The sequence below is a fragment of the Cellulomonas sp. P2_F12 genome (genome assembly GCF_056403775.1).
The window spans coordinates 202508-229047 of sequence record NZ_JBFUEV010000002.1; the positions used below are offsets into that span (position 1 = coordinate 202508).

The following is a 26540-nucleotide window of genomic DNA, read 5'->3' on the forward strand; positions in this document are numbered from 1 at the left end:
GGGGAACCCGGGCGTCGCCGCGAGACGCCTCAGAGGGACGTCAGAGTGCTCAGGTCCACTGCTTGAGCGGCAGGCCGTTCTTGTCCTTGAACGCGCCGACGAGCAGCATGATGAAGTCCACCAGGGTCCACACGCCGAGGCCACCGAGCGTCAGGATCATCGCGATCCCGGTGCCGACCTTGCCGACGTAGAAGCGGTGGATGCCGAGCGTGCCGAGGAAGAAGCACAGCAGGCTGGCGGGCAGCAGGAGCTTCGGGCTGACGGTCTGGACGCCGTACGGGGCGTTGATGCTCATGGGTGGCCTCCTGGGCGCGTGTTCGGGCGCGACTCAGGGGTCGGGCCGTGTGTGGATCGGGGGGAAGCGTAGTGAGCGCCGGGCCGTGCTCCGGACCGATCGGCGGCCCACCAGCAGGACTTCACCCGCGGCCACCGGGACGGTCCAGGGCACACCGGACAACGCTTCCCCGAACGCGCGGACGCCCGGGTCCGCATCGGACCCGGGCGTCGTCGCGGGCCTCAGACCTCGATGCCCTCCAGCAGCTCCGTCACGAGCGCCGCGACCGGCGAGCGCTCCGAACGGGTCAGCGTGATGTGCGCGAACAGCGGGTGGCCCTTGAGCGCCTCGATGACGGCCGCGACGCCGTCGTGCCGACCGACCCGCAGGTTGTCGCGCTGGGCGACGTCGTGCGTGAGGACCACGCGCGAGCTCTGCCCGATGCGCGACAGCACGGTGAGCAGGACGTTGCGCTCGAGCGACTGGGCCTCGTCGACGATCACGAACGCGTCGTGCAGCGAGCGCCCGCGGATGTGGGTGAGCGGCAGGACCTCGAGGATGTCGCGGTCCATGATCTCCTCGACGACCTCCTTGGAGACCAGCGCCCCGAGGGTGTCGAAGACGGCCTGCGCCCAGGGGTTCATCTTCTCGTCGGCGCTGCCGGGCAGGTAGCCCAGGTCCTGGCCGCCGACCGCGTACAGCGGCCGGAACACCATGACCTTGCGGTGCTGCCGGCGCTCGAGCACGGCCTCGAGCCCCGCGCACAGCGCGAGCGCCGACTTGCCGGTCCCGGCGCGGCCGCCGAGGGAGACGATGCCGATCTCCTCGTCGAGGAGCAGGTCGATCGCGATGCGCTGCTCGGCGCTGCGACCGTGCAGGCCGAAGACGTCCTGGTCTCCGCGGACCAGCTGCACGTGCTTGTCCGCGGTGACGCGGCCCAGGGCCGAGCCGCGGGGGCTGTGCAGCACGACGCCGGTGTGGCACAGCAGGTCGTTCGGGTTCGGGCTGCCCGCCGTGAAGCCGGAGGGGATGTCCGCGAGCGCGACCGTCTCGTGCTCCCAGAGGGTCGCCATCTGCTGCTCGGCCAGGTCGAGCGCGTCCATCCCGGTCCAGCCCGAGTCCACCGCCAGCTCGGCGCGGTACTCCTCGGCGCGCAGACCCACCGCGGACGCCTTGACGCGCATCGGCAGGTCCTTGGAGACGACCGTGACGTCCCGGCCCTCGGCGGCGAGGTTGGCCGCGACCGCGAGGATCCGGGTGTCGTTGTCGCCCAGCCGGAAGCCGGCCGGCAGGACGGTCGGGTCGGTGTGGTTGAGCTCGACGCGCAGGGTGCCGCCGTCCTCGCCCAGGGGGATCGGGGTGTCGAGGCGGCCGTGCTCGATGCGCAGGTCGTCCAGCATCCGCAGAGCGGCGCGGGCGAAGTAGCCCAGCTCGGCGTGGTGACGCTTCGCCTCGAGCTCCGTGATGACCACGACGGGCAGCACCACGTCGTGCTCGGCGAAGCGCAGGATCGCCCGCGGGTCGGACAGCAGGACCGAGGTGTCCAGCACGTGCGTCCGGCGACCTTCGGTCGCGACCTCGGACGTCGTGGGCTCGGTGTCGTTCTGCGCGTTGCTGACCACGGCAGGCTCCCTCCGGCGCTACGTGCGCCGCGACGGGCACCGGACGCCGGCGTCCTGCCAGAGCAGGACCACGCACCGACGAACGGCGACGGGACGGGGGCGGTCGGCCGAGGGCCGGATCCGGCCCACCTCCCGGAGCAGATGCTCCATGGGCTGGCCTCCCGGGGACGGCGGTCGCCGTCCTCTACGCCGGAACATAAGCCCGGCCCGCGGCGCCTCCGGCACGACACGCGAAGTGGTTACACGCTGTTCATCTGAGCGGTACGCGGCCCGCCGGCCGACGTCGGCGCCCCGGCGAGGCGGAGCCGCAGGTGGGAGCACCAAGGGTGCCCTCGGACGGGCCCGGGGACCGCCCTCGGGCCCCGACACAATTAACCCGATCGGCCTCAGCGACCGCCGCGACGCTCCCGGGCGGCGTACGCGCGGACCGCCCGGAGGAAGTCCACGCGCCGGAAGTCGGGCCAGTACGCCTCGCAGAAGTAGAACTCCGAGTGCGCGCTCTGCCAGAGCAGGAACCCCCCGAGCCGCTGCTCGCCGGAGGTGCGGATGACCAGCTCGGGATCCGGCTGACCCTTGGTGTAGAGGTGCTCGGCGATGTGCTCGACGTCGAACGCCTCCGCCAGCTCGTCGAGGCTGGACCCCGCGTCGGCGTGCTCGCGCAGGAACGACTTCACCGCGTCCGCGATCTCGCGCCGACCGCCGTACCCGACCGCGACGTTGACGTGCAGCCCGATCACGTCGGCGGTCGCCTCCTCCGCGGAGACCAGGGCCTTGACCGTGTGGTCCGGCAGCAGCTCGAGCGCGCCGACGGCCTGGATCCGCCAGCGCCCCGTCGCCGCGAGCGAGCCGACCGCGTCCTCGATGATCCCGAGCAGCTGCTCGAGCTCGTCGGCCCCGCGGGCGAGGTTGTCGGTGGACAGCATCCACAGCGTCACCACCTCGACGCCGATGTCCTCGCTCCACTGCAGCAGGTCGGCGATCTTGTCCGCGCCGGCCTGGTGCCCGTGCTGGGTGGACTCCCCCACGCTGCGCGCCCAGCGGCGGTTGCCGTCGAGGATGACCCCGACGTGGCGCGGGAGCCCGTCCTTCGGGAGGGACGCCGCCAGCCGGCGTTCGTACAGCCCGTAGAGCGGGTGGGGCAGACGCACGCGCACTCCTCGGATCGGGCGACCGGAACCCGCTCACCGTACTCGTCGCGCAGGCCCCGCGGACGCGTGTCCGGCGCCGCCGCCCGTTGGGTTGCACGCGCCGCGCGCGGTACGTTCGGGAGCGTCGTGACAGCGCTCCCGACGACCCCCACGCCGACCGCCCGAGACCCCGGCGCCGCGGTCGACACCTCTACCTACGGTGTCGTAACCTACGGTGTCGTAGGTTTCCGCTGACGAATCGAGTCCGGTCCATGAGCTCCTCCCCCGTGCCCGCCCCGGGAACCCCGGGTGCGCAGCCCGCGGCCACGTCGCCCACGGCGACCGAGGAGCAGTCGGGGCTGGTGGAGCGCGTGGCGGACACCGTCAAGCCGCACCTGCGGGGCTGGATCCACGCGGGCGTCGCGCCTTTCGTGCTCGTCGCGTCGATCGTGCTCGTCGTGCTCTCGCCCACGCCCGAGGCCAAGTGGTCCACCGCCGTCTTCGGCGTCACCGCCGTGATGCTCTTCAGCACCAGCGCGTTCTACCACCGCGGGCACTGGTCACCGACGACGGCCGCCGTCCTGCGACGGCTCGACCACACCAACATCTTCCTCATCATCGCGGGCACCTACACGCCGCTGTCGGTCCTGCTGCTGCCCGCCGACACCGCGCGCACCCTGCTGCTCGTCGTGTGGTCGGGAGCGCTCGTCGGGATGCTCGCGCGCATCTTCTGGCTCGGTGCGCCGCGCTGGGTCTACGTGCCGGTGTACGTCGCGCTCGGGTGGGTGGCCGTGTGGTTCTTCCCGGCGTTCTACCGCTCCGGCGGGCTGGCGATCGTGCTGCTCATCGCCGGGGGCGGGCTCGCGTACACGCTGGGCGCGGTGGTCTACGGCCTCAAGCGGCCCAACCCCAGCCCCCGGTGGTTCGGGTTCCACGAGATCTTCCACGTGCTCACCGTGATCGGGTACACCTGCCACTACATCGCGGTGTCGATGGCGTCGTACCGCTCCGCCTGACGGTCCTCAGGCGACCGGGACCACCGTGTAGCGGCGGTTGGCCAGCGACGGGTTCTGCTCCCGCACGCGCAGCAGCGCCGCGCCGTCCAGGTCGACCGTCCGCACCTGCGGCTCCGCGTCCATCTCCAGGCCGACCACGCCGTCGGGCGCGACGACGATCGAGCGCCCGGTGACGCCCTTGCCCGCCTGCCCGACCGCGACCACCGCGGCCGTGTTCTCGATGGCCCGGGCGATGGCCAGCGTCCGCCAGTGCATCGCCTTGAGCTCCCCGGCGGCCCACGCGGCGGGCACCACGAGGACCTGCGCCCCCGCGTCGACCAGCCGGCGGGCCGACTCGGGGAACCGCAGGTCGTAGCAGGTCAGCACGCCGAACGTCAGGCCGCCCACCTCGAGCACCAGCGGCGCGGCGTCCACCGGGCCCGGCGCCAGGCGGTCGGACTCCCGCTGCCCGAACGCGTCGTACAGGTGCACCTTGCGGTACACCCCGACCAGCGTCCCGGTGCCGTCGACCGCCACGACCGCGTTCACCGCGCGGGGGTCGTCGCCGTCGGCCGGCAACGTCACGCCCGCCAGCACCGCCACGCCCGTCGCCGCCGCCCGCGCGCGCAGCATGCCGACGAACGGGCCGTTCAGCGGCTCCGCGTGCTCGACACCGACGCCCCGCGGGTCGAAGCCCGAGGCGTACTCGGGCACCACCAGCAGGTCCGCCCGGGTGCGGGCGGCGATGTCGAACGCGTCCTCGACCACCTGGCGGTTGGCGCCGTGGTCGGCGCTGACCGCCAGCTGCGCGACCGTGACCCGCACGGAGGGACGCTGCGGCGGCTCGGGCGCGGTGCTCACCGGGACGGACCGGGGTCGTCGGTGCTCGGGGAACCGCCGTTCAACAGGTCGTCCTCGGTGAAGTCCCACCCGGCGACCTCGACGTCCGCGTCGACCTCCAGGTCGGGACCGGCCGCGCCGGCGTCGACGACCCCGAGATCCTGGTGCGGGCCCTCGGTCCGGTCCTCGTCGTCGTCGTCGAGCCCCAGCGCCTTCGCGCGGCGGTCGACGATGCGCATCTGCTTGGTGAGCGAGAGGAACAGGAACACGAGGGCGACCGCGAGCAGAAAGGTGAACACGAACCCGAGGAAGCCGGGCGAGCCCACCGGGCTGCCGTCGATGTTCACGTCGGACGGCGACGGGCTCGGGGTCGGGACGGCCAGCAGCAGAGCGGCGATCATGCGCGCAGGCCGGCGAACAGGTCGTCCTCGGGCAGCGTCACGGGCACCCGCGAGGACGCGAGCTCGTACTCCTCGGTGGGCCACTGCGCGATCTCGAGCTCGCGCGGGATCGCGAAGAAGAAGCCGTCCGGGTCGATCTGCGTCGCGTGGGCGCGCAGGGCGTCGTCGCGCTGGCCGAAGTACGCCGAGCACTCGATGCGCGTGGTGATCTCCCGCTCGGGGATCTCGCGGGCCTGGCGGGAGTCGATCCAGTCGCCGAACGGCGACTCGCGGCCCGCGGCGACGAGCGCGTCGTGCACCGCGCGCATGCGCACCAGCGAGAACCCGTGGTTGTAGTAGAGCTTGGAGGGCGTCCACGGCTCGCCGCGGCCGACGTAGCGCTCGGGGTCACCGGCGGCCTCGAACGCCTCGACCGACACCTTGTGGCACATGATGTGGTCCGGGTGCGGGTAGCCGCCCGACGGGTCGTACGTGGTGATCACGTGCGGCCGGAACTCCCGGACCAGCTCCACCAGCGGGGCCGACGCCTCCTCCAGCGGGACCAGGCCGAAGCAGCCCTCGGGCAGGGGCGGCAGCGGGTCTCCCTCGGGCAGGCCGGAGTCCACGAAGCCGAGCCAGCGGTGCTGCACCCCGAGCGCAGCCGCGGCGGCCGCCATCTCATGGCGGCGGTACTCCCGCATGCCGTCCAGGCCGCCCTCGACCGGCGGGTGCTGCGTGTTGAGCACGTCCCCGCGCTCGCCGCCGGTGCACGAGACGACGAGGACGTCGACGCCCTCGGCCGCGTACTTCGCCGTGGTCGCGGCGCCCTTGCTCGACTCGTCGTCGGGGTGGGCGTGCACCGCCATCAGGCGCAGCCGCTCTCCGGTCACCTCGGGCCTCCCGTCGGTCGCCCGGCCTCGGCGGCCTGGGCGGGTGGTTGGACGAGAGACAATGATCGCGCACGCCGCGACCCTGTCGCGCCACCGACCGAGGAGCTTCGTGACCGACTCGCCCGCCACCCGACCACCGGCCGGGCGCTACGGCCCCGAGCCCACGGCCCGGTCCGTGCGGCGCGGTCGCCTCGGCCTGATCGCCGCCGCCGTGGTCGGCGTCGGGATCGTCATCTGGATCGGCCTCAACCTGGCGGGTCAGCCGGTCTCCTGGAAGGACGTCGGCTTCCACGTCCAGGGGCCGCAGGCCATCGACGTGACGTTCGAGGTGACCAAGCCGAAGGAGTCGACCGTGACCTGCACGGTCACCGCGCTCTCGGAGTCGTACGGCGAGGTGGGCGTGCGCAAGGTCGACGTCGGTCCCGCCGACACCAGCACCCGCCGTGTCACCGTCACGGTGCAGACCACGGAGCTCGCGGTGAGCGGCACGGTCGAGCGCTGCGACCTGGTCGAGGAGCCCGCCTCGACGCCCTGAGCGCACCCCCCTGACGGGTGATTCTGCGGCTCTGTCGGCCCCTCCTTGCTATCCTGGTCGTTTCGACGCCGCCCCGGTCCGGCACCACCACCGGTCGACGCGACCGAGAGGGAACGGCGGAGGACCCCTTCAGTACCCGATACACGGACGTGTCCCTGGATGCGTCCGTCCGACCGCACTGCCGAGCGCCCACCCCGCGGCGCACACACCGGCACGTGCGGCACCCACGCAAGGAAAGGAGCGATCGTGACCGATACGACTGCGGCCACATGGTTGACCCAGGAGGCCTACGACCGCCTCACGGCTGAGCTCGCACGCCTCGAAGGAGAGGGCCGCGCCGAGGTCACCGCCCGCATCGCCGCCGCACGCGACGAGGGCGACCTCAAGGAGAACGGCGGCTACCACGCCGCTCGCGAGGAGCAGGCGAAGCAGGAGGCCCGCATCCGCGAGCTCAAGGAGAAGCTGCGCAACGTGCAGATCGGCACGCCGAAGGACGACGGCATCGTCGAGCCCGGCATGGTGGTCACCGCCGTCGTCGCCGGCGACGAGATGGTGTTCCTGCTGGGCTCGCGCGAGATCGCCGGGACCTCCGACATCGAGGTGTTCTCCCCGACGTCGCCGCTCGGCGCCGCGATCAACGGCTGCAAGATCGGCGACTCGACCAGCTACACCGCCCCCAACGGGCGGGAGATCCCGGTCGAGATCACGGACGCGAAGCCCTTCGCGGGCTGACCCCGTACGACGAACGAGGCGTCACCCCGCGTGGGGTGGCGCCTCGTTCGCGTCAGCGGTCGGCGAGCCGGTAGCCGGCGTCGCGGAGCTGCTGCAGCACGTACGCGCAGTGGTCGGGGCCCTTGGTCTCCACCTGCACGACGATCGCGACCTCGTCGAGCTGCAGGTCGCCGACCGTCCGCGCGTGCGAGACGTGCATGACGTTCCCGCCCGTGTCGGCGAGGGCCCGCAGCAGGTCGGCGAGGGCGCCGGGCGTGTCGTCGATCCGGACCTGCAGCTGCAGGAACCGCCCGGCGGAGGCGAGCCCGTGCCGGACCACCCGCATGAGCACCAGCGGGTCGATGTTGCCGCCCGAGAGGATCGCAACGACAGGTCCCTCGATGGGCCCGACGCCGGCCATCAGCGCCGCGACGGCGGCCGCGCCCGACGGCTCGACCAGCATCTTCGCCCGCTCGGCGACGAGCAGCAGCGCCCGGGAGAGATCCTCCTCCGAGACCGTGTGCACCTCGATGTCGTGCGCGGCGAGGATCGAGAACGGGACGTTGCCGGGCGTCCCCACGGCGATGCCGTCGGCCATCGTGCGCAGCTCGGGCGCGGCGACCGGGTGGCCGGCGGCGAGCGAGGCCGGGTAGGCGGCGGCGCGCGCGGCCTGCACGCCGATCACCCGGACGTCCGGCCGCAGCTCGGTGACGGCCGCCACCACGCCGGCGGCCAGCCCGCCCCCGCCGATCGGCACCACGATGGTCGCCACGTCGGGCACCTGCTCGACGATCTCGAGGGCGATGGTGCCCTGACCGGCGACGACGTCCTCGTGGTCGAACGGGTGGATCAGGATCGCACCGGTCCGCTCGGCGAACTCGCGGGCGTGCACGAGGGCGTCGTCCACGCTCGCGCCCACCAGCTCGACCCGCGCGCCGTAGTCGCGGGTGGCCGCGATCTTGGGCAGGGCGGCGTCGGCCGGCATGAAGACGACCGCGGTGAGGCCGAGGATGCGGGCCGCCAGCGCGACGCCCTGCGCGTGGTTGCCGGCGCTGGCCGCCACCACCCCGCGCGCCTTCTCCTCCGGGGACAGCCGCGCCATCCGGACGTAGGCGCCCCGGAGCTTGAACGAGCCCGCGCGCTGCAGGTTCTCGCACTTGAGCCACACGTCGGCCCCCACGGCCTGCGACAGCGCGCGGCTCAGCTGCACCGGGGTCCGGTCGGCGACGCCGTCGAGCAGCACGGCGGCCGCCCGGACGTCGGCGAGCCCGATCATCGGGCGCCCGTCCCGTCGTCGGTGGCGGTGCCGTCGGCGTGCGACCCGGCCTCGGCCTCCGTCGCCACCTGCTCCGACGTCGCCTCGGCCACCTGCGCGATCGCGCGGTCGAGCACGGGGTGCCCGCGTCCGCGCACGGGGACGTGGTCGTCGGTGCCCAGCTGCGGGAACTTGTCGTGCCCGTGCAGGTAGAGCATGACGGTGTTCAGCGTCGCGACGAGCGGCACCGCGAACAGTGCCCCGACTATGCCCGCGACGAACGAGCCGGCCGCGACCGAGAGCAGCACGGCGACCGGGTGCAGGGACACCGCGTGGCCCATGAGGAACGGCTGCAGCACGTGCCCCTCGAGCTGCTGGACGACGATGACGACGACGAGCATCCAGATCGCCGACGCCGGCCCGTTGGAGACGAGCGCGACCAGGATCGCGACGGACCCGGTGACCACCGCGCCGACGATCGGGATGAACGACCCCAGGAACACCAGCACGGCCAGCGGCAGCGCGAGCGGGACCTGCAGGATCGCCGCGCCCAGCCCGATGCCGATCGCGTCGACGGCCGCGACCAGGATCTGCGTGCGCGTGTACGCGCCCAGCGTCACCAGCCCGCGTCGGCCCGCCTGGTGCAGGTGCTCGCGGGACCCGCGCGGGAGCAGCCCCACCACCCACGCCCAGATCACCCGGCCGTCGAGCAGGAAGAAGAACGTGCAGAACAGCGCGATCAGCGCGCCGGCCGCGACGTGCGCGACGGTCGTCGTCGCGTGCAGCGCGCCGGAGACCAGCTCGGAGCTGCCGCCGCTGAGCGACCCCTGGATCTTGTCCAGCCAGCCGGAGATGTCGGTGGTGGTCAGCTGGAGGGGGCCCTCCGCCAGGGATGTGGTCAGCTTGTCGATGCCCTGCGCGGCCTGGTCCCACAGCTCGCCGAAGCCCTTGACGATGGACCTGCCGGCGAGCGTCAGCAGCCCGCCGACGATGACCACGAGGCCGGCCAGCGCGACCGCCACCGCCGCCACCCGCGGCAGCGGCGTGCGCCGTTCGATCCACCCGACGAACGGCGCGAGGAGCACCGTGAGCAGCAGCGCCACCGCGATCGGGACCACGACGACCTTGAGCTCGTTGAGCAGCCAGAGCAGCACGGCCAGGCCGGCGCCGATGAGCAGCAGGCGCCACGACCAGGAGGCGGCGTTGCGCACCGACGGCGGCACGGAGCTGCCCGGGACCGGCCGCGCCTCCTCGACGGGCGCGGGCGCCCTCACGCGTCGCGCCCGGCGGCCAGCGCGGCCTCGACGTCGGCGATCAGGTCCGCGACGTCCTCGATGCCGACCGACAGCCGCACCAGGTCGTCCGGCACCTCGAGCTCGGTGCCCGCGACCGACCCGTGGGTCATCTTGTGCGGGTGCTCGACCAGGGACTCCACGCCGCCCAGCGACTCCGCGAGCGTGAACACGTGCGTGGCCGCGCAGAACGCCAGCGCGGACGCCTCGCTGCCCGTGCGGAACGAGATCATCCCGCCGAACCCGCTCATCTGGCGGGCGGCGACCTCGTGCTGCGGGTGGCTCTCGAGCCCGGGGTAGATCACCGAGGTCACGGCGTCGTGCCCCACGAGGAGGTCCGCGATCGCCCGGGCGTTGCTCGTGTGGCGGTCCATGCGCACCGCGAGGGTCTTGAGCCCGCGCAGCGTCAGCCAGGCGTCGAACGGCCCGGCGACCGCACCCGACGCGTTCTGGTGGAACCGCACGGCGTCCGCGAGGCTCGTCGTGCCCGTCGGACCGTCGAGCCCGACCGGGAGCTGCGCGCCGTCCGCGACGACGAGCGCGCCGCCCACGACGTCCGAGTGGCCGCCGATGTACTTGGTCGTCGAGTGCACGACGACGTCCGCGCCCAGCGCGAGCGGCTGCTGCAGGTAAGGCGTCGCGAAGGTGTTGTCGACGACCAGGAGCGCCCCCGCGGCGCGCGCGTGCGCCGCCAGCACGGCGATGTCCGCGATGCCGAGCAGCGGGTTGGTCGGGGTCTCCACCCAGACGACCTTGGTCCGGCCCGGCTGGATCGCCGCGAGCACCGCGTCGGGGTCGGACAGGTCGACCGGGGTGTGCTCGATGCCCCACGGCCCGAAGACCCGGGCGATCAGGCGGTACGTGCCGCCGTAGGCGTCGTTCGGGATGACGACGTGGTCGCCCGGGCGCAGGGTCGCGCGCAGCAGCGTGTCCTCGGCCGCGAGGCCCGACGAGAACGCGAAGCCCGCCGATCCCCCCTCGGCCGCCGCGAGCGCCGACTCGAGCGCGGTGCGGGTCGGGTTGGCCGAGCGCGAGTACTCGTACCCGCCGCGCAGCCCTCCCACCCCGTCCTGCTTGTACGTCGAGGTCGCGTAGATGGGCGGGACGACCGCTCCGGTGGTGGGGTCCGGTTCTTGACCTGCATGGATGGCGCGGGTCGAGAAGCCGGCGGAGGCCCAGTCGTCGTCGTGGGGGTGCGCGTGGTTCGTCACGCCTCCCAGGCTAGGCGCTCGGGGGGCTGCGGCCCTGACCGGACGGCGTTTCGGTGCGCCGCGGGTGCGCTCCGGGTCATGCGATGGTGCGCCATTGGTCTGGTATTGGTTCGGTCAAGACTTACCCACGAATCGCACCCGGAATCGGGAACAGGAGGAGGATGGAGGCCGTTGACATCGCCGGGAGGACCCAGGTGACCAACCGGGCTCCCGGAGAGGAAACAGACTCATGAGCTGGCTGTTCGGATCCGCACTCAAGTCCACGATGGTCGAGCCGGAGCGCGCCCTCGCGGGTCGCGACCGCTACGCCTACAGCATCCCGTCGACCCACACCGTGCTGGGCACCCCGCTGCAGGGCCCCTGGCCCGAGGGGACCGAGGTCCTCTACGTCGCGATGGGGTGTTTCTGGGGTGCTGAGCGCACCTTCTGGAAGATCCCGGGCGTCGTGACCACGGCGGTCGGCTACCAGGGCGGGTTCACGCCCTTCCCGTCCTACGAGGAGACCTGCACCGGCCGGACCGGTCACACCGAGATGGTCATGGTCGCGTACGACCCGTCGGTCGTCAGCGCCGAGGACCTGCTCCGGACGTTCTGGGAGTCCCACGACCCGACGCAGGGCTACCGGCAGGGCAACGACGTCGGCACCCAGTACCGGTCCGCCGTCTACACGACCACGCCGGAGCAGGAGCTCGCCGCCCGCACCACCCGTGACGAGTACCAGCCGCGCCTGACCCGGGTCGGCTTCGGCCCGATCACCACGGAGATCCGGTCCGCCGACGACGCCGGCGCGTTCTACTACGCCGAGGGCTACCACCAGCAGTACCTCGACAAGAACCCGAACGGCTACTGCGGCCTCGGTGGCACGGGCGTCAGCTGCCCGAGGCCGACCGGCGCCTGAGCCGTCGACGGCTCGCCTACCGGGCCGCCGACGCCCCCCCGCCCCGCTCGCCGTCCTCCGGCGGGCGGGGCGCTCTGCGTCTCCACGGCTGTACGCCGGGCAGAGTGCGGGCGGGTGACCGACCTGCCCCCGCTGTCAGTCACCCACCCGCCGCGGGGCCGGCTGCGGAGTCCCCCGTGACCGTTGCCGGCCGCCCTTCGGCGTCGTTCGTGGCAGGACGACCGGGGTGCTCCCCCTGCCGTTCCCTGGCGAACGTATCGACGCCCGGCGGCACTCGTCCACGGCCGTCCACTCCGCGCTGGACCGCGGTCCACCTGCACAGACGTCCATCTCGACGCGGTCCGCCGGAGCCGACAGACTGCCCCACGTGACCCCACAGCTCCCGGCACGCCGAACCGAGGGTGTCGTCACATGAGCGGAGCGGCACCCAGCCGGACGGACAGCACCACCGCGACGACGGCCGCCGGGATCCTCGCGGCCGCCCTCGTCTGCGGCGCCGCCGTCCTGCTGTTCGCGGTCCACGTCCGCCCGCTCGGCTACGTCCCGCTCGTCCTGGGCGTGGGCCTCGGGCTGGTCGTCGACAAGCGCCTGGGCACGGACCTCGCCCTCGTCGCGCTGGGGCAGGTGATCATCAGCACGATCTCGCTGAAGGCGGACCTGTCGAACGCCGGCATGGCGCGGTTCACCGTCGCGCTGGGACTGGCCGTCGTCGTGCCGACCCTGATCTCGACCCGCGTGCTCAGGGACGACAAGATCCACTTCCCGGTCCGCACCGGTCGTCGCTGGGAACGCTGGCAGTGGGTGTACCTCGGCGCGGTCGCGGTCGCGGCCTACCTGATCCTGCCCGCGTACTTCCTGCGCTCGGGCGTCTGGCAGAACTGGCCGGACCTCGACGGCACGCACGACATCGTGCGGCTGTTCGTCGGCGTCAACGCGGTGGGCATCTGGGACGAGCTGTTCTTCATCTGCGTCGTGCTGGCGCTGCTGCGGGCGCACTTCCCGTTCTGGCTGGCCAACGTGCTGCAGGCGTCGGTCTTCGTGTCGTTCCTGTGGGAGCTGGGCTACCGGTCGTGGGGGCCCCTGCTGACCGTCCCGTTCGCGCTGATCCAGGGCTGGATCTTCCGGCGGACGTCGTCGCTGAGCTACGTGGTGGCGATCCACCTGACGTTCGACCTGGTGGTGTTCCTGGTGCTGGTGCACGCCCACGACCCGAGCCTGTTCGACTTCTTCGTCACCGGCGGGCCGTAGGTTGACCTGGTGACGCTGACGAACTGGGCCGGCAACTACACCTACCGGGCGCCGGAGATCCACCGCCCCCGCACCGTCGAGGAGCTGCAGGAGACCGTCGCGGGCGCGCGCAAGATCCGCGCCCTGGGCACGCGGCACTGCTTCAACGACATCGCCGACGATCCCGCGGCGCTGGTCACGCTGGACGGCCTGGAGGCGGCGCCGGAGATCGACGAGGCGGCCCGGACCGTCACGGTCACGGGCGGGACCCGGTACGGCACCCTCGCCCAGCACCTGCACCCGGCCGGCTGGGCCGTGCACAACCTCGCGTCCCTGCCGCACATCTCGGTCGCCGGCGCCGTCGCCACCGCCACGCACGGCTCGGGCGACCGGTCGCAGAACCTCGCGGCGGCCGTCGCCGCGCTCGAGCTCGTCGGTCCCGACGGCACGGTCCGGACCGTCCGACGCGGCGACCAGGACTTCGACGGCTCGGTCGTCGCGCTCGGCGCCCTCGGGGTCGCCACCCGCGTGACCCTCGACATCGAGCCGACGTACGACGTCGCGCAGGAGGTCCACCTCGAGCTCCCCTGGCGCGAGGCTCTGGAGCACCTGGACGAGATCACCTCCAGCGCCGACTCCGTGAGCCTCTTCACCGACTGGACCGGCGACACCATCCAGCAGGTCTGGCGCAAGACCCGCGTCACCGACGCCTACGCCCTGCGCCCGGACTTCTACGGCACGACGCCCGCCGACGGCCCGCGCCACCCGCTGCCGGGCATCGACCCCGTCAACTGCACCGTCCAGCTGGGCGAGCCCGGGCCGTGGCACGACCGCCTGCCGCACTTCCGCATGGACTTCACGCCCAGCAACGGCGCCGAGATCCAGTCCGAGTTCCTGGTCCCCCGCGCGCACGCCGTCGCCGCTCTCGAGGCGATGCGCGGGCTGAGCGACCGCATCGCGCCGTTGCTGCAGGTCACCGAGGTGCGCACGATCGCCGCCGACGACCTCTGGCTGTCCACCGCGCAGGGCGGCGACCGCGTGGGGCTGCACTTCACCTGGCTGCCGCGCCAGGCCGAGGTCGAGGCCCTGCTGCCGACGATCGAGGCCGCGCTGGCCACGTTCGACGCCCGACCGCACTGGGGCAAGGTCTTCATCGACGCCGACCGCGACCTCGCCCGGCTCTACCCGCGCTGGGAGGACTTCCGCTCGCTCGTGGCCCGCACGGACCCGGACGGCGTCTTCCGCAACGCGTACCTGGACCGCCACGTCCTGTAGAGCCCGTCCGTCAACCCCGCAACGTCCGAGGATGTACGCCCTCGAGCCCGCTCTTCCTCGGACGTCCGGCCGGCCGGGCTCCGCAACGTCCGAGCATCCGAGTGCCAGGACGCTCGTTTCCTCGGACGTTGCGCGTCACGACCGCCAGCGGTTCACCTTCGCGACCAGGTCCGCGTCCCCGACACGCCCGGTCGGCGACAGGGTCACGACGGCCGCACCCGGCTGCAGCCGCGGGTCGCTCGCGTACCGCTGCGCCAGCTCCGCCTCGGCCGCGTCGTCGCCGGCATCGGCGGCGACGAGCAGCGCGGCGACCTCGTCGGCGAGCCCGTCCAGCTCGTCGGCAGGCGTCGGCGTCCCGGGCAGGGTGTCGCCCCAGACGTCCCAGAGCAGGAGCTCGTCGCGCTGCCGATGGGCCAGCTCCGTCACCACGTACCCGCGGACGAACTCGGGACCGCACAGCTCCGGCATCGAGGGGTCGACGCCGTACATCGACACGTCAAGGCCGTCTCGTCGGTGCGCCAGCCACACCTCGGCCGCGGTCTCGAACGGCGCTCCGAGCCCGGTCGCCATGTCGTGCGAGTCGAACCCGAACCAGTTCTCGGCCATGTTCAGCTCGGGGTCGAAGCGGACCCAGCGCGACCCGTCCCAGTACTCGCCGACCACGTGGTCGTGGTGGAACCCGGGGCGGAAGTAGCCGGAGAACCCGACCCGGCTGCGCGCAGGGATCCCGTGCTCGCGCAGGACCGCGACGGCGAACAGCGTGTGGTCCCGGCAGCACCCGGCGATCTGCCGGCCCGGCTCCCGGGGCGCGCTCAGGGGACCGGGGGACCGTTGCTGCGCCTCCTCGAGCACGGCGGACAGCCAGCGCAGGTCGATGTCGGCGTCCTGCCCCGGCGACAGCTGCTCGGCGCCGGCCCGGTAGTGGATGACCGTGCTGCACGCGGCCTGGTGCAACGCCCTCGGCTCGGGGGCCACGGCGGCGAGCAGCGCGCCGTGCGGACCGGGGTCGGAGTAGCGGCTGTGGGTGGCGTAGTCGGCGAGCTCGGGCATGCGGTCAGCCTGCAGCCTGCCCCAGGGGCAGGGTCAAGCGACCGGTCGGGCCACGTGCGCGACGACACCCTCGTCGGACCACGGCACGGGGTAGATCTCGCGCTCAGGACCGCCCTGCGCGCGGCCGCCCGACACGAACCACGTCTCCAGCGCGACGTAGGCGCCGATGATCTCGGGGTACCGGCAGTCGGCCGCGGTGACCGGGACGTACGCCAGCGTCTGCGCGGGCTCCTGCCGCAGCGTGACCGCACCGGCGGGCGCGATCGCACCCTCGTACGGCACGCACGTCTCGACGGGTCCGTCCCCGTCGAAGCCCACGGCCCCGTGGAACAGCACCCAGAACTCCGTGCCGTACGCGGCACCCGCGGCGTCGAGGAACGCGCGGATCTCCAGGACGTCCGACGCGAACGACGCCACCAGATCCTCCTGCAGGACGTGGTGCCGGACCGACGCCACCGTCCGCGCGGCCACCGGCTCCACCACGACGTCGTCCACCCCGAACCGACCCGTCTGCGCGTGCCCGGCCGGCTCCCCGAGCGCGTGCAGCACCAGGTCCAGTGCCGGGCCGCGCTCGGTGAGGTCCCGCTGCCGCCCGTCCCACCAGGACCGGATCGCGGCAGCCTGCCCGCTGCTCGTCGTCGCGAGCACGTCGGCGATGGTCCCGAGCGGCATCTCCAGCCGCCGGAGCAGCGCGATGGTGTGCGCCCGCTCCAGCTGGCCGAGGTCGTAGTACCGGTACCCGCTGCCAGGATCCACGCGGACGGGCTCGAGCAACCCGCGGGTGTCATAGAGCCGCAGCGCCTTGAGCGACAGCCCGGACCGGCGCGCGAGCTCCCCGATCGTCACCTCGCCGTCGGCGGCCACGGCCCGAGGATAGCGACGGCCCCCGCCGCCGGAGCAGAGGGGGCCGTCACCGGGACGATCAGTTGCTGGTGCCGACGATGTCGACGACGAAGACCAGCGTGTCCCCACCCTTGATCCCGGCCTGCGGGGCGCCGCGGTCGCCGTAGCCCAGGTGCGACGGGATCGACAGCAGCACGCGGGAGCCCACCTGCTGGCCGACGAGGCCCTCGTCCCAGCCGCCGATGACGGCGCCGACGCCGATCGGGAAGCTGATCGAGGAGCCGCGGTCGTACGAGTTGTCGAACACCCGCCCGTTCCAGCTCTGGCCGAGGTAGTGGACCTCGAGGTCGTCGCCGGCCTCGACCAGGGCGCCGTCGCCGCGGGAGAGGACAACCACCTCGAGCTCCTGCGACGCAGGGGCGTCCGGGAACGTGAGGGTCGGCTTCTGGCCGAAGGATCCCGATGCCTCGGGCAGCGCTGCGGACATGACGTACTCCTTCAGTGGATGACAGTGCGCGACCATCTTGCCAACCCGGACCGACACCCGCCGAACCGGCCCCGGCGCCCACCGCCGACCGGCGCGCCCCGCGCGTCCCCGCGTGCGCGTCACGCCGAGCGCCTCCCCTCGTCCCCGAGCGCCGTCGCCGGTCCCCGACCGCCATCGCCGGTCCCCGAACGCTCCCGCCGGGCGCCGAGCGCCGTCGTCGGTCGCCGAGCGCCGTCGTCGGGCGACCGCGCTCGGCGACGGAGGTCCGCGTTCGGGGACGCCCGCCCGCGCTCGGGTACCGAACGCGCGGTCGTCTGCGGGACGCCGTCGTCGGTCGCCGAGCGCCGCTGTCGGTCGCCTAGCGCCGTCTTCGGTCGCCGAGCGCCGTCGTCGGTCCCCGAGCGCTCTCGCCGGGCGCCGAGCGCCATGGTCGGTCCCCGAGCGCTCTGGTCGGTCGCCGAGCGCCGTCGCGCGGGGACCGCGCTCGGCGACGGAGGTCCGCGTTCGGGGACGGCCGGCCGCGCTCGCGCTCGTGCTCGTGCTCGCCAGCACGCGTCTCGCCCCGTCGATCGGTGCAGGTCCGATCTTGGGGTTGACGGCTTTGGCTAATGGCATTAGCTTTTGGGTCATGGCAACCATCGAGTACCTGCAGCGCCCCGAGGGGCGGATCGCCTACACGGTCGACGGGCCCGCCGACGGACCGCTCGTCGTCCTCATCCCCGGCATGGGAGACCTGCGCAGCACCTGGCGCGAGCTCACCGGCCCCCTCGCCGACGCCGGCCACCGCGTCGCGGTCCTGGACCTGCGCGGCCACGGCGACTCGGACACCACGTTCAGCACCCACGGCGACGTCGTGACCGGCCAGGACGCCCTCGCGCTGGTCGAGCACCTGGGCGGCCCGGCGGTCCTCGTCGGCAACTCGATGGGCGCCGGCGCCGCCGGGTGGGCCGCCGCCGAGCGACCCGACCTCGTGGCCGGCCTCGTCCTCACCGGCCCGTTCCTGCGCGAGCGGCCGATGCCGGCGGTCGTCGTCGCCACGATGCACGGCCTCATGCGCGGCCTGTTCGCCCGCCCCTGGGGCGCCTCCGTCTGGGCGTCGTACTACCGCGGCTACCTCAACCGCGGCACCAAGGCGCCGTGGCTCGACGAGCACGTCGCGGACCTGCGCGCCGCGATGAAGGACCCCGCCCACCTGCGCTCCTTCCGGCACCTCACCGTGCAGCTCACGCACGCGCCCGTCGAGGCGCGGGTCCCCGAGATCGTCGCGCCGGCCGTCGCGTTCGTCGGCGCGATCGACCCCGACTTCGCCGACCCCGCGGCCGAGGCGGAGTGGATCCGCGGCGCCATCGACGCCGACGTCACCGTCATCCCGGACGTCGGCCACTACCCGCAGAACCAGGCGCCCGAGGTCGTCGTCCCCCGCACACTGACGTTCCTCGCGGGCCTCCCTCGCGACGCCGGCGGCCGGTTCCAGGTCCGCGAGAGCTCGCATGCCTAGAGCCGGCCTGGACCGCGACGCCGTCGTCGAGCTGGCCCTCGCGGTCGTCGACGACGGCGGTCCCACCGGGTTCGCCACCCTCACGCTGGCCGCGGTCGCGGGCCGGGCGGGCGTCGCGGTCCCGAGCCTCTACAAGCACGTCGCGGGGCTGCCCGCACTGCGCCGGGAGGTCGCACTGCGGTGCATCGAGGAGTTCGGGGACGCGCTGCGGGAGGCGCACGCCGAGCACGACGGCGCCGACCTGATCCCGGCCATGGCACGGGCGATCCGGGACCTCGCACGACGCCACCCCGGGCGCTACGGGGCCGTCCAGGGCGCCGCGTGGATCCATGACCCCGAGGCGCACGCCGTCCGCGCGGCGAGCGTCCGGGTCGTCGACGAGCTCGCCGCCGGGGTCGCCGCGCTGGGCGTACCCGAGGAGCGCCGGATCGACGCCGTCCGGGCGGTCCGTGCCGCCGTGCACGGCTTCATCGTCCTCGAGCTGGACGGCGGGTTCGGCATGCCGGACGACGTGGACGTCAGCTTCACGTTCCTGATCGACGGGCTGGTCGGAGGGCTGCAGCGCCTCGGCGTGAGCTGACCCGGCAGGGGCATACCGCGTGGCCCCGCGCTATCCTTGATGCCCGAGAAGCTGCCCCCATGACGACCCCGGACGCACGAGCGACCACTCGCACGGCACTCCCTGCCCGCGAGGCCTGGGTATGCGGCGCCCGGTCGGGCCGGCCCGACACTCGCTCCCGGAGCCCCCGGTGACCCGCCGCCCGCACGTCGCCACGCTGCTGGAGTTCGAGCTGCTCCCGGACGACGAGCGACCGCACCCAGGGCCGGGCGCGCACCACCACCACCGACTCGCAGCCGGTGCGATCTCCGTGGCGATGGTTGCCTCGGCGGTGGCGGGGGCCGAGTGGGTGACCGGTGCCGGGCCCGGGGTACCCGACGACGTCGTGCAGCAGCAGGTGGCGACGCGCAGCTGCGGCGACCCTCAGGCCCCGGGTAGGAGGTCGACCCCGTGCGAGGCGGACCGGGCGCGCCCCTCGTGGAGGTGCCGCATCCCGCCCGTCGCCCCGCTGTGGCGGGCACCGCCGACACCGTCCGCCGAGCCCCCTGCACCCGACGCCGCCGTCCGCGCGGCACGACCGGGGTCGGTCGCCGACCCCGGAGCGTGCGACGACGCGAGCTCGTCGGCCTTGCGGACGACAGGCTCGCCCTGATCGGGAGGCTCAGGCGTGCAGGTCCGACACGGCCGGCGCCTGCCGCCCCGCGAGCAGCGCGCCCAGCCAGTGCAGCTGGCGGTCCACCTGGAACGCCTGGCCGCCCTCGTGCTGGTTGTACGCGTAGACCTCGATCTCCGTCGCGGGCGACGCCGACGACAGTCCCGCGTAGTGGTTGTACGCCGCGAACACGGTCGACGGCGGGCACGTCTGGTCGCGCAGCGCGACCGAGAACAGCGCGGGCGCCGACGCCCGCCGCGCGAAGTGCACGCCGTCCAGGTACGACATCGTGCGCATGGCGACGGCCTCCTCGTCGCGGTGCACGGCGAGGTACTGCACGAGCTCGCCGTACGGGAACGCGTCGGTGATCTCGAGCGCCCGCGGGTAGTGGCACAGAAACGGGACGTCCGGCATGACTGCGACCAGCCCGTCCGCCAGCCCGCCGACCGCGAGCGCCAGCCCGCCGCCCTGACTGATCCCGGTCACGGCCACCCGGGAGGCGTCGACCCACGGCAGCGCCCGGACGGCGTCGACCGCGCGGACACCGTCGGTGATCAGGCGCCGGTAGTAGTGGTCGTGGGGGTCGAGGATCCCGCGCGTCATCACGCCCGGCGACGCCGGACCGGACCCGGCCGGGTCGGGCGTGTGCCCGCCGTTCCCCCAGGTCGAGCCCTGCCCGCGGGTGTCCATCACCAGGTGCACGTACCCGGCGGCGGCCCAGGCGAGCCGTTCGTGCGCGAACCCCCGCCCGCCGCCGTACCCGAGGAGCTCGACGACCGCCGGCAGGTCGCCCACGGCACCGGCCGGCCGGGTCAGCCACGCCTTGATCGGGTGCCCGCCGAACCCCGCGAACGTCACGTCGAACGCGTCGATGGCGGTGAGCCCGGTGTCCACCGCCTCCACCGTGAGGCCGAGCTCGAACCGCCGCGCGTCGGCCAGGGTCGACGACCAGAACTCGTCGAAGTCCCCCGGCTCGTCCAGCTCGGGCAGGTAGCGCTCGAGCTCGGGCAGGGGCAGGTCGAACAGGGCCATCGTGCTCCTTCGGACGACAGAGGACGGACAGAGGACGGACAGAGGACGGACAGAGCACAGGACAGTAGACGGACAGAGGACAAGCAGGCGGACAGCGTTTCCCGGCAGAACCTACCGCGCCAGGAACCCCAGCAGGTCGTGACGCGTGAGGACACCGACGGGCGACCCGTCGTCGACCACCATGAGCGCGTCGGCCTTCTGCAGCGCCGACCGCGCCGACTCGACGCTCTCGCCGGAGCCGATGAGCGGTAGCGCGGACGACATGTGCCGGTCCACCCGGTCGGACAGCTCCGCCTCGCCCGAGAACACCGCGTCGAGCAGCTCGCGCTCGCTCACCGCGCCGGCCACCTCGCCGATCTTCACCGGCGGCTCGGCCCCCACGACGGGCATCTGCGAGACGCCGTACTCGTGCAGGATCTCGATGGCGTCGCGCACGGTCTCGTTCGGGTGCGTGTGGACCAGGTCGGGCAGCGCGCCGGTCTTGGTGCGCAGCACGTCGGCCACGGTCGCGCCCTCGTCGGCGGCCAGGAACCCGTACGACCGCATCCACGAGTCGTTGAAGATCTTGGACAGGTACCCGCGCCCGCTGTCGGGCAGGAGCACGACGATGACGGCCTCGGCCGCCGCCGCGGGGTCGTCCTCCTGCAGCCGCCGCGCGTACCGCAGCGTCGCCTCAACCGCCATGCCGCACGAGCCGCCGACCAGCAGCCCCTCCTCGCGGGCCAGCCGCCGGGTCATCGAGAACGAGTCGGCGTCGGAGACGGCGATGATCTCGTCGGGCACGGTCGGGTCGTACGCCGTCGGCCAGAAGTCCTCGCCCACGCCCTCGACCAGGTAGGGCCGCCCGTCGCCGCCGGAGTACACCGAGCCCGCGGGGTCGGCGCCGATGACGACCACCCGCCCGTCGGAGACGTCGTGCAGGTAGCGCCCGGTCCCGGTGATCGTGCCGCCGGTGCCGACCCCCGCGACCAGGTGCGTGACGCGCCCGTCGGTGTCGGCCCAGATCTCCGGGCCGGTCGACTCGTAGTGGCTGGCCGGCCCGTTCGGGTTGGCGTACTGGTTGGGCTTCCAGCCGCCGGGCGTCTCGCGCGCCAGGCGGTCCGACACCGAGTAGTACGAGTTGGGGTGGTCCGGCGCGACGGCGGTGGGGGTCACGACGACCTCGGCGCCGTAGGCCCGCAGCACGTCGCGCTTGTCCTGGCTGACCTTGTCGGGGCAGACGAACACGCAGCGGTAGCCCTTGCGCTGCGCCACGAGGGCCAGGCCGACGCCGGTGTTGCCGCTGGTCGGCTCGACGATCGTGCCGCCGGGCTGCAGCTCGCCGCTCGCCTCCGCGGCCTCGATCATCTTCAGGGCGATGCGGTCCTTCACGGAGCCGCCGGGGTTCATGTACTCGACCTTGGCGAGGATCGTCGCCGTCAGGCCTGCGGTCACGGACGTGAGCTGGACGAGCGGGGTGCCGCCGACGAGCTCCGAGATGTGCTTCGCGTACTTCACGGTGCTGCTGCTCCCAGGGGTGTTGGGGCGGGCGGACGCACGTCGGCCCGGATGCGCATCGATCATCGCATCCGGGCCGACGAGAGGCCGTGCTCAGCCCGTCAGTTGCGACCCTGCAGGATCGCGAACAGGCGCAGGAACTCGAGGTACAGCCAGACCAGCGTGACGATGAGGCCGAAGGCGGCCGACCACGCGAACTTGGCCGGGGCGCCCTTCTCGACGCCGCGCTTGATGGCGTCGAAGTCCACGATCAGGCTGGCGGCGGCGAGCCCGACGCCCACCAGGCCGGCGAGCACGCCCCAGATGCCGTTGCGGAACGGACCGAAGCCGTCGCTCGCCAGGAAGAACGACGCCACGAGGTTGGCCACCGAGAAGATCAGGTAACCGACCAGGCCGATCAGCAGCCAGCGCGTGAACCGCGGCGTGACCCGGATCTTGCCGGAGCGGAACAGCACGAGCGCGCCGGCGAACGTCGCCAGGGTCGCGATGACGGCCTGCGTGACGATCGGCGCCGCGGTGCCCGTCGACGTGCCCTCCACCGCGTAGTTCTGGAACAGGTAGCTGATGCCGCCGAGGAAGAGCCCCTGCGCCGCCGTGTACAGGATGATCAGCGGCGGGCTCGGCTCCTTGCGGAACGCGTTGACCAGGCCGAGGACCAGGCCCGCGATCATGCCGACCCAGAGGATCCACGGAGCGGTCGGCGTGACGTACCAGGACCCCGCGGCGACGACGACCAGCAGCGCAAGCAGGCCGCCGGTGCGGATGATGACGTCGTCGTACGTCAGCCGCCCGGTGTCGCGTGTGGTCGCGGACGGAGCGTTGTAGAGGGTGTCGAGCGTCGCGGCGTCGGCCGTCTGCGCACCGGCGGTGCCGTAGGAGACCGTCGACGTGGGCGCCTTCTGGCCCCGGCGCTGGACGGGATCCTGGAAGACCGGACTGTTGTTGAACACGGGATTGGCCATGGCGTCCTCCTGGACGGATCGGGCGCTGTCAGACAAGGCTGTCACCGTAGCGAACGTGGACAGGGACACGTTCGTTCCCGACATTCTGCACCTCGGCCGTTCGGCCGGTTCGGCGCTCCGCCTGTGGTCCGATGCCTGGGCCTGCGGCAGCGCCCTAGGGTCGACACGGCACCACACCCGACGACGAGGACACCCGATGATCGAGGCCCACGAACTCACGAAGAGATACGGCACCAAGCTGGCGGTGGACGGCATCTCGTTCACCGTCCAGCCAGGAAGGGTCACCGGCTTCCTGGGACCCAACGGCGCAGGCAAGTCGACGACGATGCGGATGATCGTCGGGCTCGACAAGCCCACGCACGGCACCGTGACCGTCAACGGCAAGCGGTACGCCGAGCACCACTCGCCGCTCACGCAGGTGGGCGCGCTGCTCGAGGCCAAGGCGGTCCACACGGGCCGCAGCGCCCGCAACCACCTCCGCGCCATCGCCGCCACGCACGGCATCGGCGACAAGCGCGTCAACGAGGTCATCTCGATGACCGGCCTCGACACCGTCGCCAAGCGGCGGGTCGGCGGCTTCTCGCTCGGCATGGGGCAGCGGCTGGGCATCGCGGCCGCCCTGGTCGGCGACCCGCAGACGCTGATCCTGGACGAGCCCGTGAACGGCCTCGACCCCGAGGGCGTCCTCTGGGTGCGCAACCTGGTCAAGTACCTGGCGGCCTCCGAAGGCCGGACCGTCTTCCTCTCGTCGCACCTGATGAGCGAGATGGCCGTGACCGCGGACCACCTGATCGTCATCGGCAAGGGCAGGATCATCGCCGACGGTCCCGTCGACTCGGTGATCGCCCAGGCCACGCGGGCGACCGTCCGCGTCCGGTCCCCGCAGGCCCCCGACCTCGCGGCCCGCCTCACCGGGCCGGCCGTGACGGTGACCCCGTCGCCCGACGGTCTCCTCGAGATCCACGGCGCGACGGCGGCCGAGGTCGGCGAGATCGCGGCCAAGCACGGCTTCGTGCTCCACGAGCTCACGCCCGTGTCGGGCTCGCTGGAGGAGGCGTACATGTCGCTGACCTCGGACTCGGTCGAGTACCACTCCGCCGCGCTGCCGGGCGAGACGTCCGCGCCGCACGGAGCGCACGCCGCGACCGCCGCCCCCGCCACCACCACCGGAGAGGACGCCCGATGAGCGCCGCCGTCGCCACCGAGCCGCACCGCCACGCCACGGCCCCGCAGAGCTACAAGCTCGGCTTCGGCCACCTGCTGCGCGGCGAGTGGATCAAGTTCTGGTCGGTCCGCTCGACCACCTGGACCCTGTCGATCTTCCTGGTCGCCACGGTCGGCCTGGTCGTGCTGATCAGCCTGGCCTTCGTCAACGCGCCCAGCCCTGACCAGGGCGGCCCGACGGCCGCGCAGGCCAGCGACGCCCTCGGCCCGTTCAGCGTCGCCGTCACGCTCGCCCAGCTGGCGCTCGCCGTCCTCGGTGCGCTCACCATCACCAGCGAGTACTCCACCGGCATGATCCGCTCGAGCCTGACCGCGGTGCCCAAGCGGCTGCCGATGCTCTGGTCCAAGGCGATCGTGCTCGTGGTGGCGGTGTTCGCGGCCTCGCTGATCGCGGTCGCGGTCGCCGCCGCGCTGCAGTGGCTGTTCTTCGACAGCAAGGACCTGAGCATCGACGTGACGGACCCGGACCTGATCCGGCCGCTCGTCGGCACCGCCGTGTACCTGGCGACGATCGCGCTGTTCGCCTACGCCCTGGGCGCGCTCATGCGGCACTCGGCGGCCGCGCTGGCGACCGTCCTGGGCCTGCTGCTGGTGGCACCGATCATCTTCGGTGCCATCCCGTGGAAGCCGCTGACGTACATGTTCCCGTTCCTCCCGGGGGTCGCGGGCCAGCAGCTGACGCAGACGGATGCGCAGCTGGAGGCGGCCGCGGCGGCGTCGCCCATCGGCGCCGACCTGACCGCGTGGCAGGGCTACGGCGTGCTGCTGCTGTGGGTGGCGATCGTCCTCGGGGTCGCCGCGGTGCTGCTCAAGAAGCGCGACGCCTGACCTCAGGCACACCGAAGGGGGCGGTCCGGATCCCGGGCCGCCCCCTTCGTCGTCTTGCGGGCGTTCTGCGTCACGCCCGCCGCACGGGTCAGACGACCTGGCCGAGCGCCTCCTCGGGCGTGCCCTCGAGCGCCTCGGCCTCGCGGTTCCAGCGCGACCAGAGGACCCGCTCCCCCACGGTGCGGGCGAGCATGTGACCGAACACCAGGAACGTCAGGATGCCGACGGCGAGCACGGCGACCGCGACCCAGAACGGCGCGCTCATGCCGACGTGCTCGGCCAGCAGCCCGGCGACGACCGGCGCGGGAGCCGCGAAGCCCCAGCGGACCAGGTTGAACGCCCCGGTGGTGACGCGGCGGTCGGGCGAGCCGGTGGCCAGCGCGAGGTCCGTGAGGTTGGCGTTGCAGATACCCATGCAGACGCCCGCGATGATCAGCACGACCACGGACTGCGCGGTGCTGTGCGAGGTGGCCAGGCCGATCAGGGTGAGCATGAGGACCATCAGCGCGAACCCGACGGTCTGCACCGCGCCGAACCGGTGCGCGAGGCGGTGCCCCACGACCAGGATGCCGAACGCGAGACCGGCGCCCCACGCGGTGAACACGAGCCCGAGCGGCACCACGTCGAGACCCAGGAAGATCGGCGTGAAGCCCAGCACGATGAAGAACACGAAGTTGTAGGTCGCGGTGATCACGCAGAGCGCGACGAACGCCGGCCGGCGGAACGGGTGGAACACCTGACCGAGCCGCAGCGGCGCCGGCATCTCCTCGGGGTCCTTGAGCCGCGTGAGCGAGATGATCAGCGCCGCGATCATGAACAGCCCGCACAGGAAGAACGGCACGCGCCAGCTGATCTGCCCGAGCAGGCCACCGATCAGGGGGCCGATGGCGAACCCGAGCCCGACGCAGGTCTCGAACAGCTCGACAACCCACTTCTTGTCGTTGGCCAGCGACACCAGCAGCACCATGGCGGTGGCGAAGAACATCGCGTTGCCCAGGCCCCACAGGCCGCGCAGGAGCGCCAGCGACACGATCCCGTTGGAGAGGGACGCGAGGATGGCGGCGACGGCGACCGTGCTCACGCCCGTGGCCAGGACCTTCTTGTAACCGAACTTCCCGGTGGCCATGACGGCGGGGATCATGCCGACCGCCATGACAGCGATGTACGCGGTGAACAGCAGCTCGATCTGCCACGTGGTCGCGCCGATGGCGGCGCCGATGGCCGGGAGGATGGGGTCGACGATCGCGATGCCCGCGATGGCGAAGAACGCCGTCAGGGCGGTCGAGTAGATCGCGGTCTTGTTCGGTTCGGTGCGGGATGACGCCACGGGCTCTTTCCTTGTGCGTTCGGGATTATCTGTATGGGGCAGATACTTA

The 26540-nt window shown here is 72.8% G+C and carries 27 protein-coding genes; 11 read left to right on the forward strand and 16 right to left on the reverse strand.

The window, feature by feature from the left end; genetic code table 11:
- Positions 1-49: 49 nt before the first annotated feature.
- The 3 genes from AC1DWH_RS05765 to AC1DWH_RS05775 form a co-directional block, all read right to left on the reverse strand.
- Positions 50-295 (reverse strand): TM2 domain-containing protein, encoded by a 246-nt coding sequence (locus AC1DWH_RS05765; RefSeq protein ID WP_477092870.1) that lies wholly within the window; start codon positions 293-295, stop codon positions 50-52.
- Between the two features lie 221 nt (positions 296-516).
- Complete coding sequence (locus tag AC1DWH_RS05770) at positions 517-1896, reverse strand: PhoH family protein (RefSeq protein WP_477092871.1); 1380 nt, start codon at positions 1894-1896, stop codon at positions 517-519.
- Between the two features lie 386 nt (positions 1897-2282).
- On the reverse strand, positions 2283-3044 hold the full coding sequence (locus AC1DWH_RS05775) for an isoprenyl transferase (protein ID WP_477092872.1): 762 nt from the start codon (positions 3042-3044) through the stop codon (positions 2283-2285).
- Positions 3045-3295: 251 nt separating this feature from the next.
- On the opposite strand from AC1DWH_RS05775, the gene trhA reads away from it, so the two are divergent.
- A complete protein-coding gene (trhA, locus tag AC1DWH_RS05780; protein WP_477092873.1) occupies positions 3296-4039 on the forward strand; it encodes a PAQR family membrane homeostasis protein TrhA in 744 nt (247 codons plus the stop codon).
- 6 nt (positions 4040-4045) lie between these two features.
- Here trhA and AC1DWH_RS05785 read toward each other — a convergent pair whose 3' ends face one another.
- Genes AC1DWH_RS05785 through mca form a run of 3 tightly spaced genes read right to left on the reverse strand, consistent with a single transcriptional unit; the run spans position 4046 to position 6128 of the window.
- Positions 4046-4879: a carbon-nitrogen hydrolase family protein gene (locus AC1DWH_RS05785; RefSeq protein WP_477092874.1), complete on the reverse strand. Its 834-nt coding sequence runs from the start codon at positions 4877-4879 to the stop codon at positions 4046-4048.
- Positions 4876-5259, reverse strand: coding sequence for a hypothetical protein (locus AC1DWH_RS05790; RefSeq protein WP_477092875.1), 384 nt, complete (start codon positions 5257-5259; stop codon positions 4876-4878). The genes AC1DWH_RS05785 and AC1DWH_RS05790 overlap by 4 nt, the downstream gene beginning before the upstream one ends.
- The gene (mca, locus tag AC1DWH_RS05795; protein WP_456847410.1) at positions 5256-6128 is read right to left on the reverse strand and encodes a mycothiol conjugate amidase Mca; all 873 of its coding nucleotides are present in this window, start codon (positions 6126-6128) and stop codon (positions 5256-5258) included. The genes AC1DWH_RS05790 and mca overlap by 4 nt, the downstream gene beginning before the upstream one ends.
- Positions 6129-6237: 109 nt before the next feature.
- Between mca and AC1DWH_RS05800 the strand changes: the two genes are divergently transcribed.
- A complete protein-coding gene (locus AC1DWH_RS05800; RefSeq protein ID WP_477092876.1) occupies positions 6238-6663 on the forward strand; it encodes a DUF4307 domain-containing protein in 426 nt (141 codons plus the stop codon).
- 246 nt (positions 6664-6909) lie between these two features.
- Positions 6910-7395 (forward strand): transcription elongation factor GreA, encoded by a 486-nt coding sequence (greA, locus tag AC1DWH_RS05805; protein ID WP_456847412.1) that lies wholly within the window; start codon positions 6910-6912, stop codon positions 7393-7395.
- A 52-nt stretch (positions 7396-7447) separates the two neighbouring features.
- Here the strand turns inward: greA and ilvA are convergent, their stop codons facing one another.
- Genes ilvA through AC1DWH_RS05820 form a run of 3 tightly spaced genes read right to left on the reverse strand, consistent with a single transcriptional unit; the run spans position 7448 to position 11132 of the window.
- On the reverse strand, positions 7448-8650 hold the full coding sequence (gene ilvA / locus AC1DWH_RS05810; protein WP_477092877.1) for a threonine ammonia-lyase: 1203 nt from the start codon (positions 8648-8650) through the stop codon (positions 7448-7450).
- Positions 8647-9903, reverse strand: a complete 1257-nt coding sequence (locus AC1DWH_RS05815; protein ID WP_477092878.1) for an AI-2E family transporter — start codon at positions 9901-9903, stop codon at positions 8647-8649. Before AC1DWH_RS05815 ends, ilvA begins: the two co-directional genes overlap by 4 nt.
- Positions 9900-11132: a cystathionine gamma-synthase gene (locus AC1DWH_RS05820; RefSeq protein ID WP_477092879.1), complete on the reverse strand. Its 1233-nt coding sequence runs from the start codon at positions 11130-11132 to the stop codon at positions 9900-9902. Before AC1DWH_RS05820 ends, AC1DWH_RS05815 begins: the two co-directional genes overlap by 4 nt.
- A 229-nt stretch (positions 11133-11361) precedes the next feature.
- On the opposite strand from AC1DWH_RS05820, the gene msrA reads away from it, so the two are divergent.
- From msrA to AC1DWH_RS05835, 3 genes are all read left to right on the forward strand, one after another.
- Positions 11362-12030 (forward strand): peptide-methionine (S)-S-oxide reductase MsrA, encoded by a 669-nt coding sequence (gene msrA, locus AC1DWH_RS05825; protein ID WP_477092880.1) that lies wholly within the window; start codon positions 11362-11364, stop codon positions 12028-12030.
- Between the two features lie 411 nt (positions 12031-12441).
- Entirely contained in the window at positions 12442-13278 is an 837-nt protein-coding gene (locus tag AC1DWH_RS05830; RefSeq protein ID WP_477092881.1) for a CPBP family glutamic-type intramembrane protease, read from the forward strand.
- A 9-nt stretch (positions 13279-13287) separates the two neighbouring features.
- Complete coding sequence (locus AC1DWH_RS05835) at positions 13288-14532, forward strand: D-arabinono-1,4-lactone oxidase (RefSeq protein WP_477092882.1); 1245 nt, start codon at positions 13288-13290, stop codon at positions 14530-14532.
- 135 nt (positions 14533-14667) lie between these two features.
- Here AC1DWH_RS05835 and AC1DWH_RS05840 read toward each other — a convergent pair whose 3' ends face one another.
- The 3 genes from AC1DWH_RS05840 to AC1DWH_RS05850 are packed head-to-tail and all read right to left on the reverse strand — an operon-like array spanning position 14668 to position 16912.
- Positions 14668-15582, reverse strand: coding sequence for a transglutaminase-like domain-containing protein (locus tag AC1DWH_RS05840; RefSeq protein ID WP_477092883.1), 915 nt, complete (start codon positions 15580-15582; stop codon positions 14668-14670).
- A gap of 33 nt (positions 15583-15615) precedes the next feature.
- On the reverse strand, positions 15616-16446 hold the full coding sequence (locus AC1DWH_RS05845) for a MerR family transcriptional regulator (RefSeq protein ID WP_477092884.1): 831 nt from the start codon (positions 16444-16446) through the stop codon (positions 15616-15618).
- Between the two features lie 58 nt (positions 16447-16504).
- Positions 16505-16912 carry an FKBP-type peptidyl-prolyl cis-trans isomerase gene (locus tag AC1DWH_RS05850; RefSeq protein ID WP_456846754.1) on the reverse strand — a complete coding sequence of 136 codons (408 nt, stop codon included), beginning with the start codon at positions 16910-16912 and terminating at the stop codon, positions 16505-16507.
- A 628-nt stretch (positions 16913-17540) separates the two neighbouring features.
- On the opposite strand from AC1DWH_RS05850, the gene AC1DWH_RS05855 reads away from it, so the two are divergent.
- From AC1DWH_RS05855 to AC1DWH_RS05865, 3 genes are all read left to right on the forward strand, one after another.
- Complete coding sequence (locus AC1DWH_RS05855) at positions 17541-18410, forward strand: alpha/beta fold hydrolase (protein ID WP_477092885.1); 870 nt, start codon at positions 17541-17543, stop codon at positions 18408-18410.
- Complete coding sequence (locus AC1DWH_RS05860; RefSeq protein ID WP_477092886.1) at positions 18403-18990, forward strand: TetR/AcrR family transcriptional regulator; 588 nt, start codon at positions 18403-18405, stop codon at positions 18988-18990. The genes AC1DWH_RS05855 and AC1DWH_RS05860 overlap by 8 nt, the downstream gene beginning before the upstream one ends.
- A gap of 169 nt (positions 18991-19159) precedes the next feature.
- Positions 19160-19621, forward strand: coding sequence for a hypothetical protein (locus AC1DWH_RS05865; protein ID WP_477092887.1), 462 nt, complete (start codon positions 19160-19162; stop codon positions 19619-19621).
- 9 nt (positions 19622-19630) lie between these two features.
- Here AC1DWH_RS05865 and AC1DWH_RS05870 read toward each other — a convergent pair whose 3' ends face one another.
- The 3 genes from AC1DWH_RS05870 to AC1DWH_RS05880 form a co-directional block, all read right to left on the reverse strand.
- Positions 19631-20653, reverse strand: a complete 1023-nt coding sequence (locus AC1DWH_RS05870; RefSeq protein WP_477092888.1) for an acetylxylan esterase — start codon at positions 20651-20653, stop codon at positions 19631-19633.
- Positions 20654-20764: 111 nt separating this feature from the next.
- Entirely contained in the window at positions 20765-22150 is a 1386-nt protein-coding gene (locus AC1DWH_RS05875) for a cystathionine beta-synthase (protein WP_477092889.1), read from the reverse strand.
- A 101-nt stretch (positions 22151-22251) separates the two neighbouring features.
- Complete coding sequence (locus AC1DWH_RS05880) at positions 22252-23112, reverse strand: Bax inhibitor-1/YccA family protein (protein ID WP_456844533.1); 861 nt, start codon at positions 23110-23112, stop codon at positions 22252-22254.
- 196 nt (positions 23113-23308) lie between these two features.
- Here AC1DWH_RS05880 and AC1DWH_RS05885 point away from each other — a divergent pair, with 196 nt between their 5' ends.
- Together AC1DWH_RS05885 and AC1DWH_RS05890 are read left to right on the forward strand one after the other, a co-directional pair.
- Complete coding sequence (locus AC1DWH_RS05885; protein ID WP_477092890.1) at positions 23309-24298, forward strand: ABC transporter ATP-binding protein; 990 nt, start codon at positions 23309-23311, stop codon at positions 24296-24298.
- On the forward strand, positions 24295-25164 hold the full coding sequence (locus AC1DWH_RS05890) for an ABC-2 transporter permease (RefSeq protein WP_456844531.1): 870 nt from the start codon (positions 24295-24297) through the stop codon (positions 25162-25164). The genes AC1DWH_RS05885 and AC1DWH_RS05890 overlap by 4 nt, the downstream gene beginning before the upstream one ends.
- A gap of 88 nt (positions 25165-25252) precedes the next feature.
- On the opposite strand, the gene AC1DWH_RS05895 is transcribed toward AC1DWH_RS05890, so the two are convergent.
- Complete coding sequence (locus AC1DWH_RS05895; RefSeq protein WP_477092891.1) at positions 25253-26491, reverse strand: MFS transporter; 1239 nt, start codon at positions 26489-26491, stop codon at positions 25253-25255.
- Positions 26492-26540: the final 49 nt, after the last annotated feature.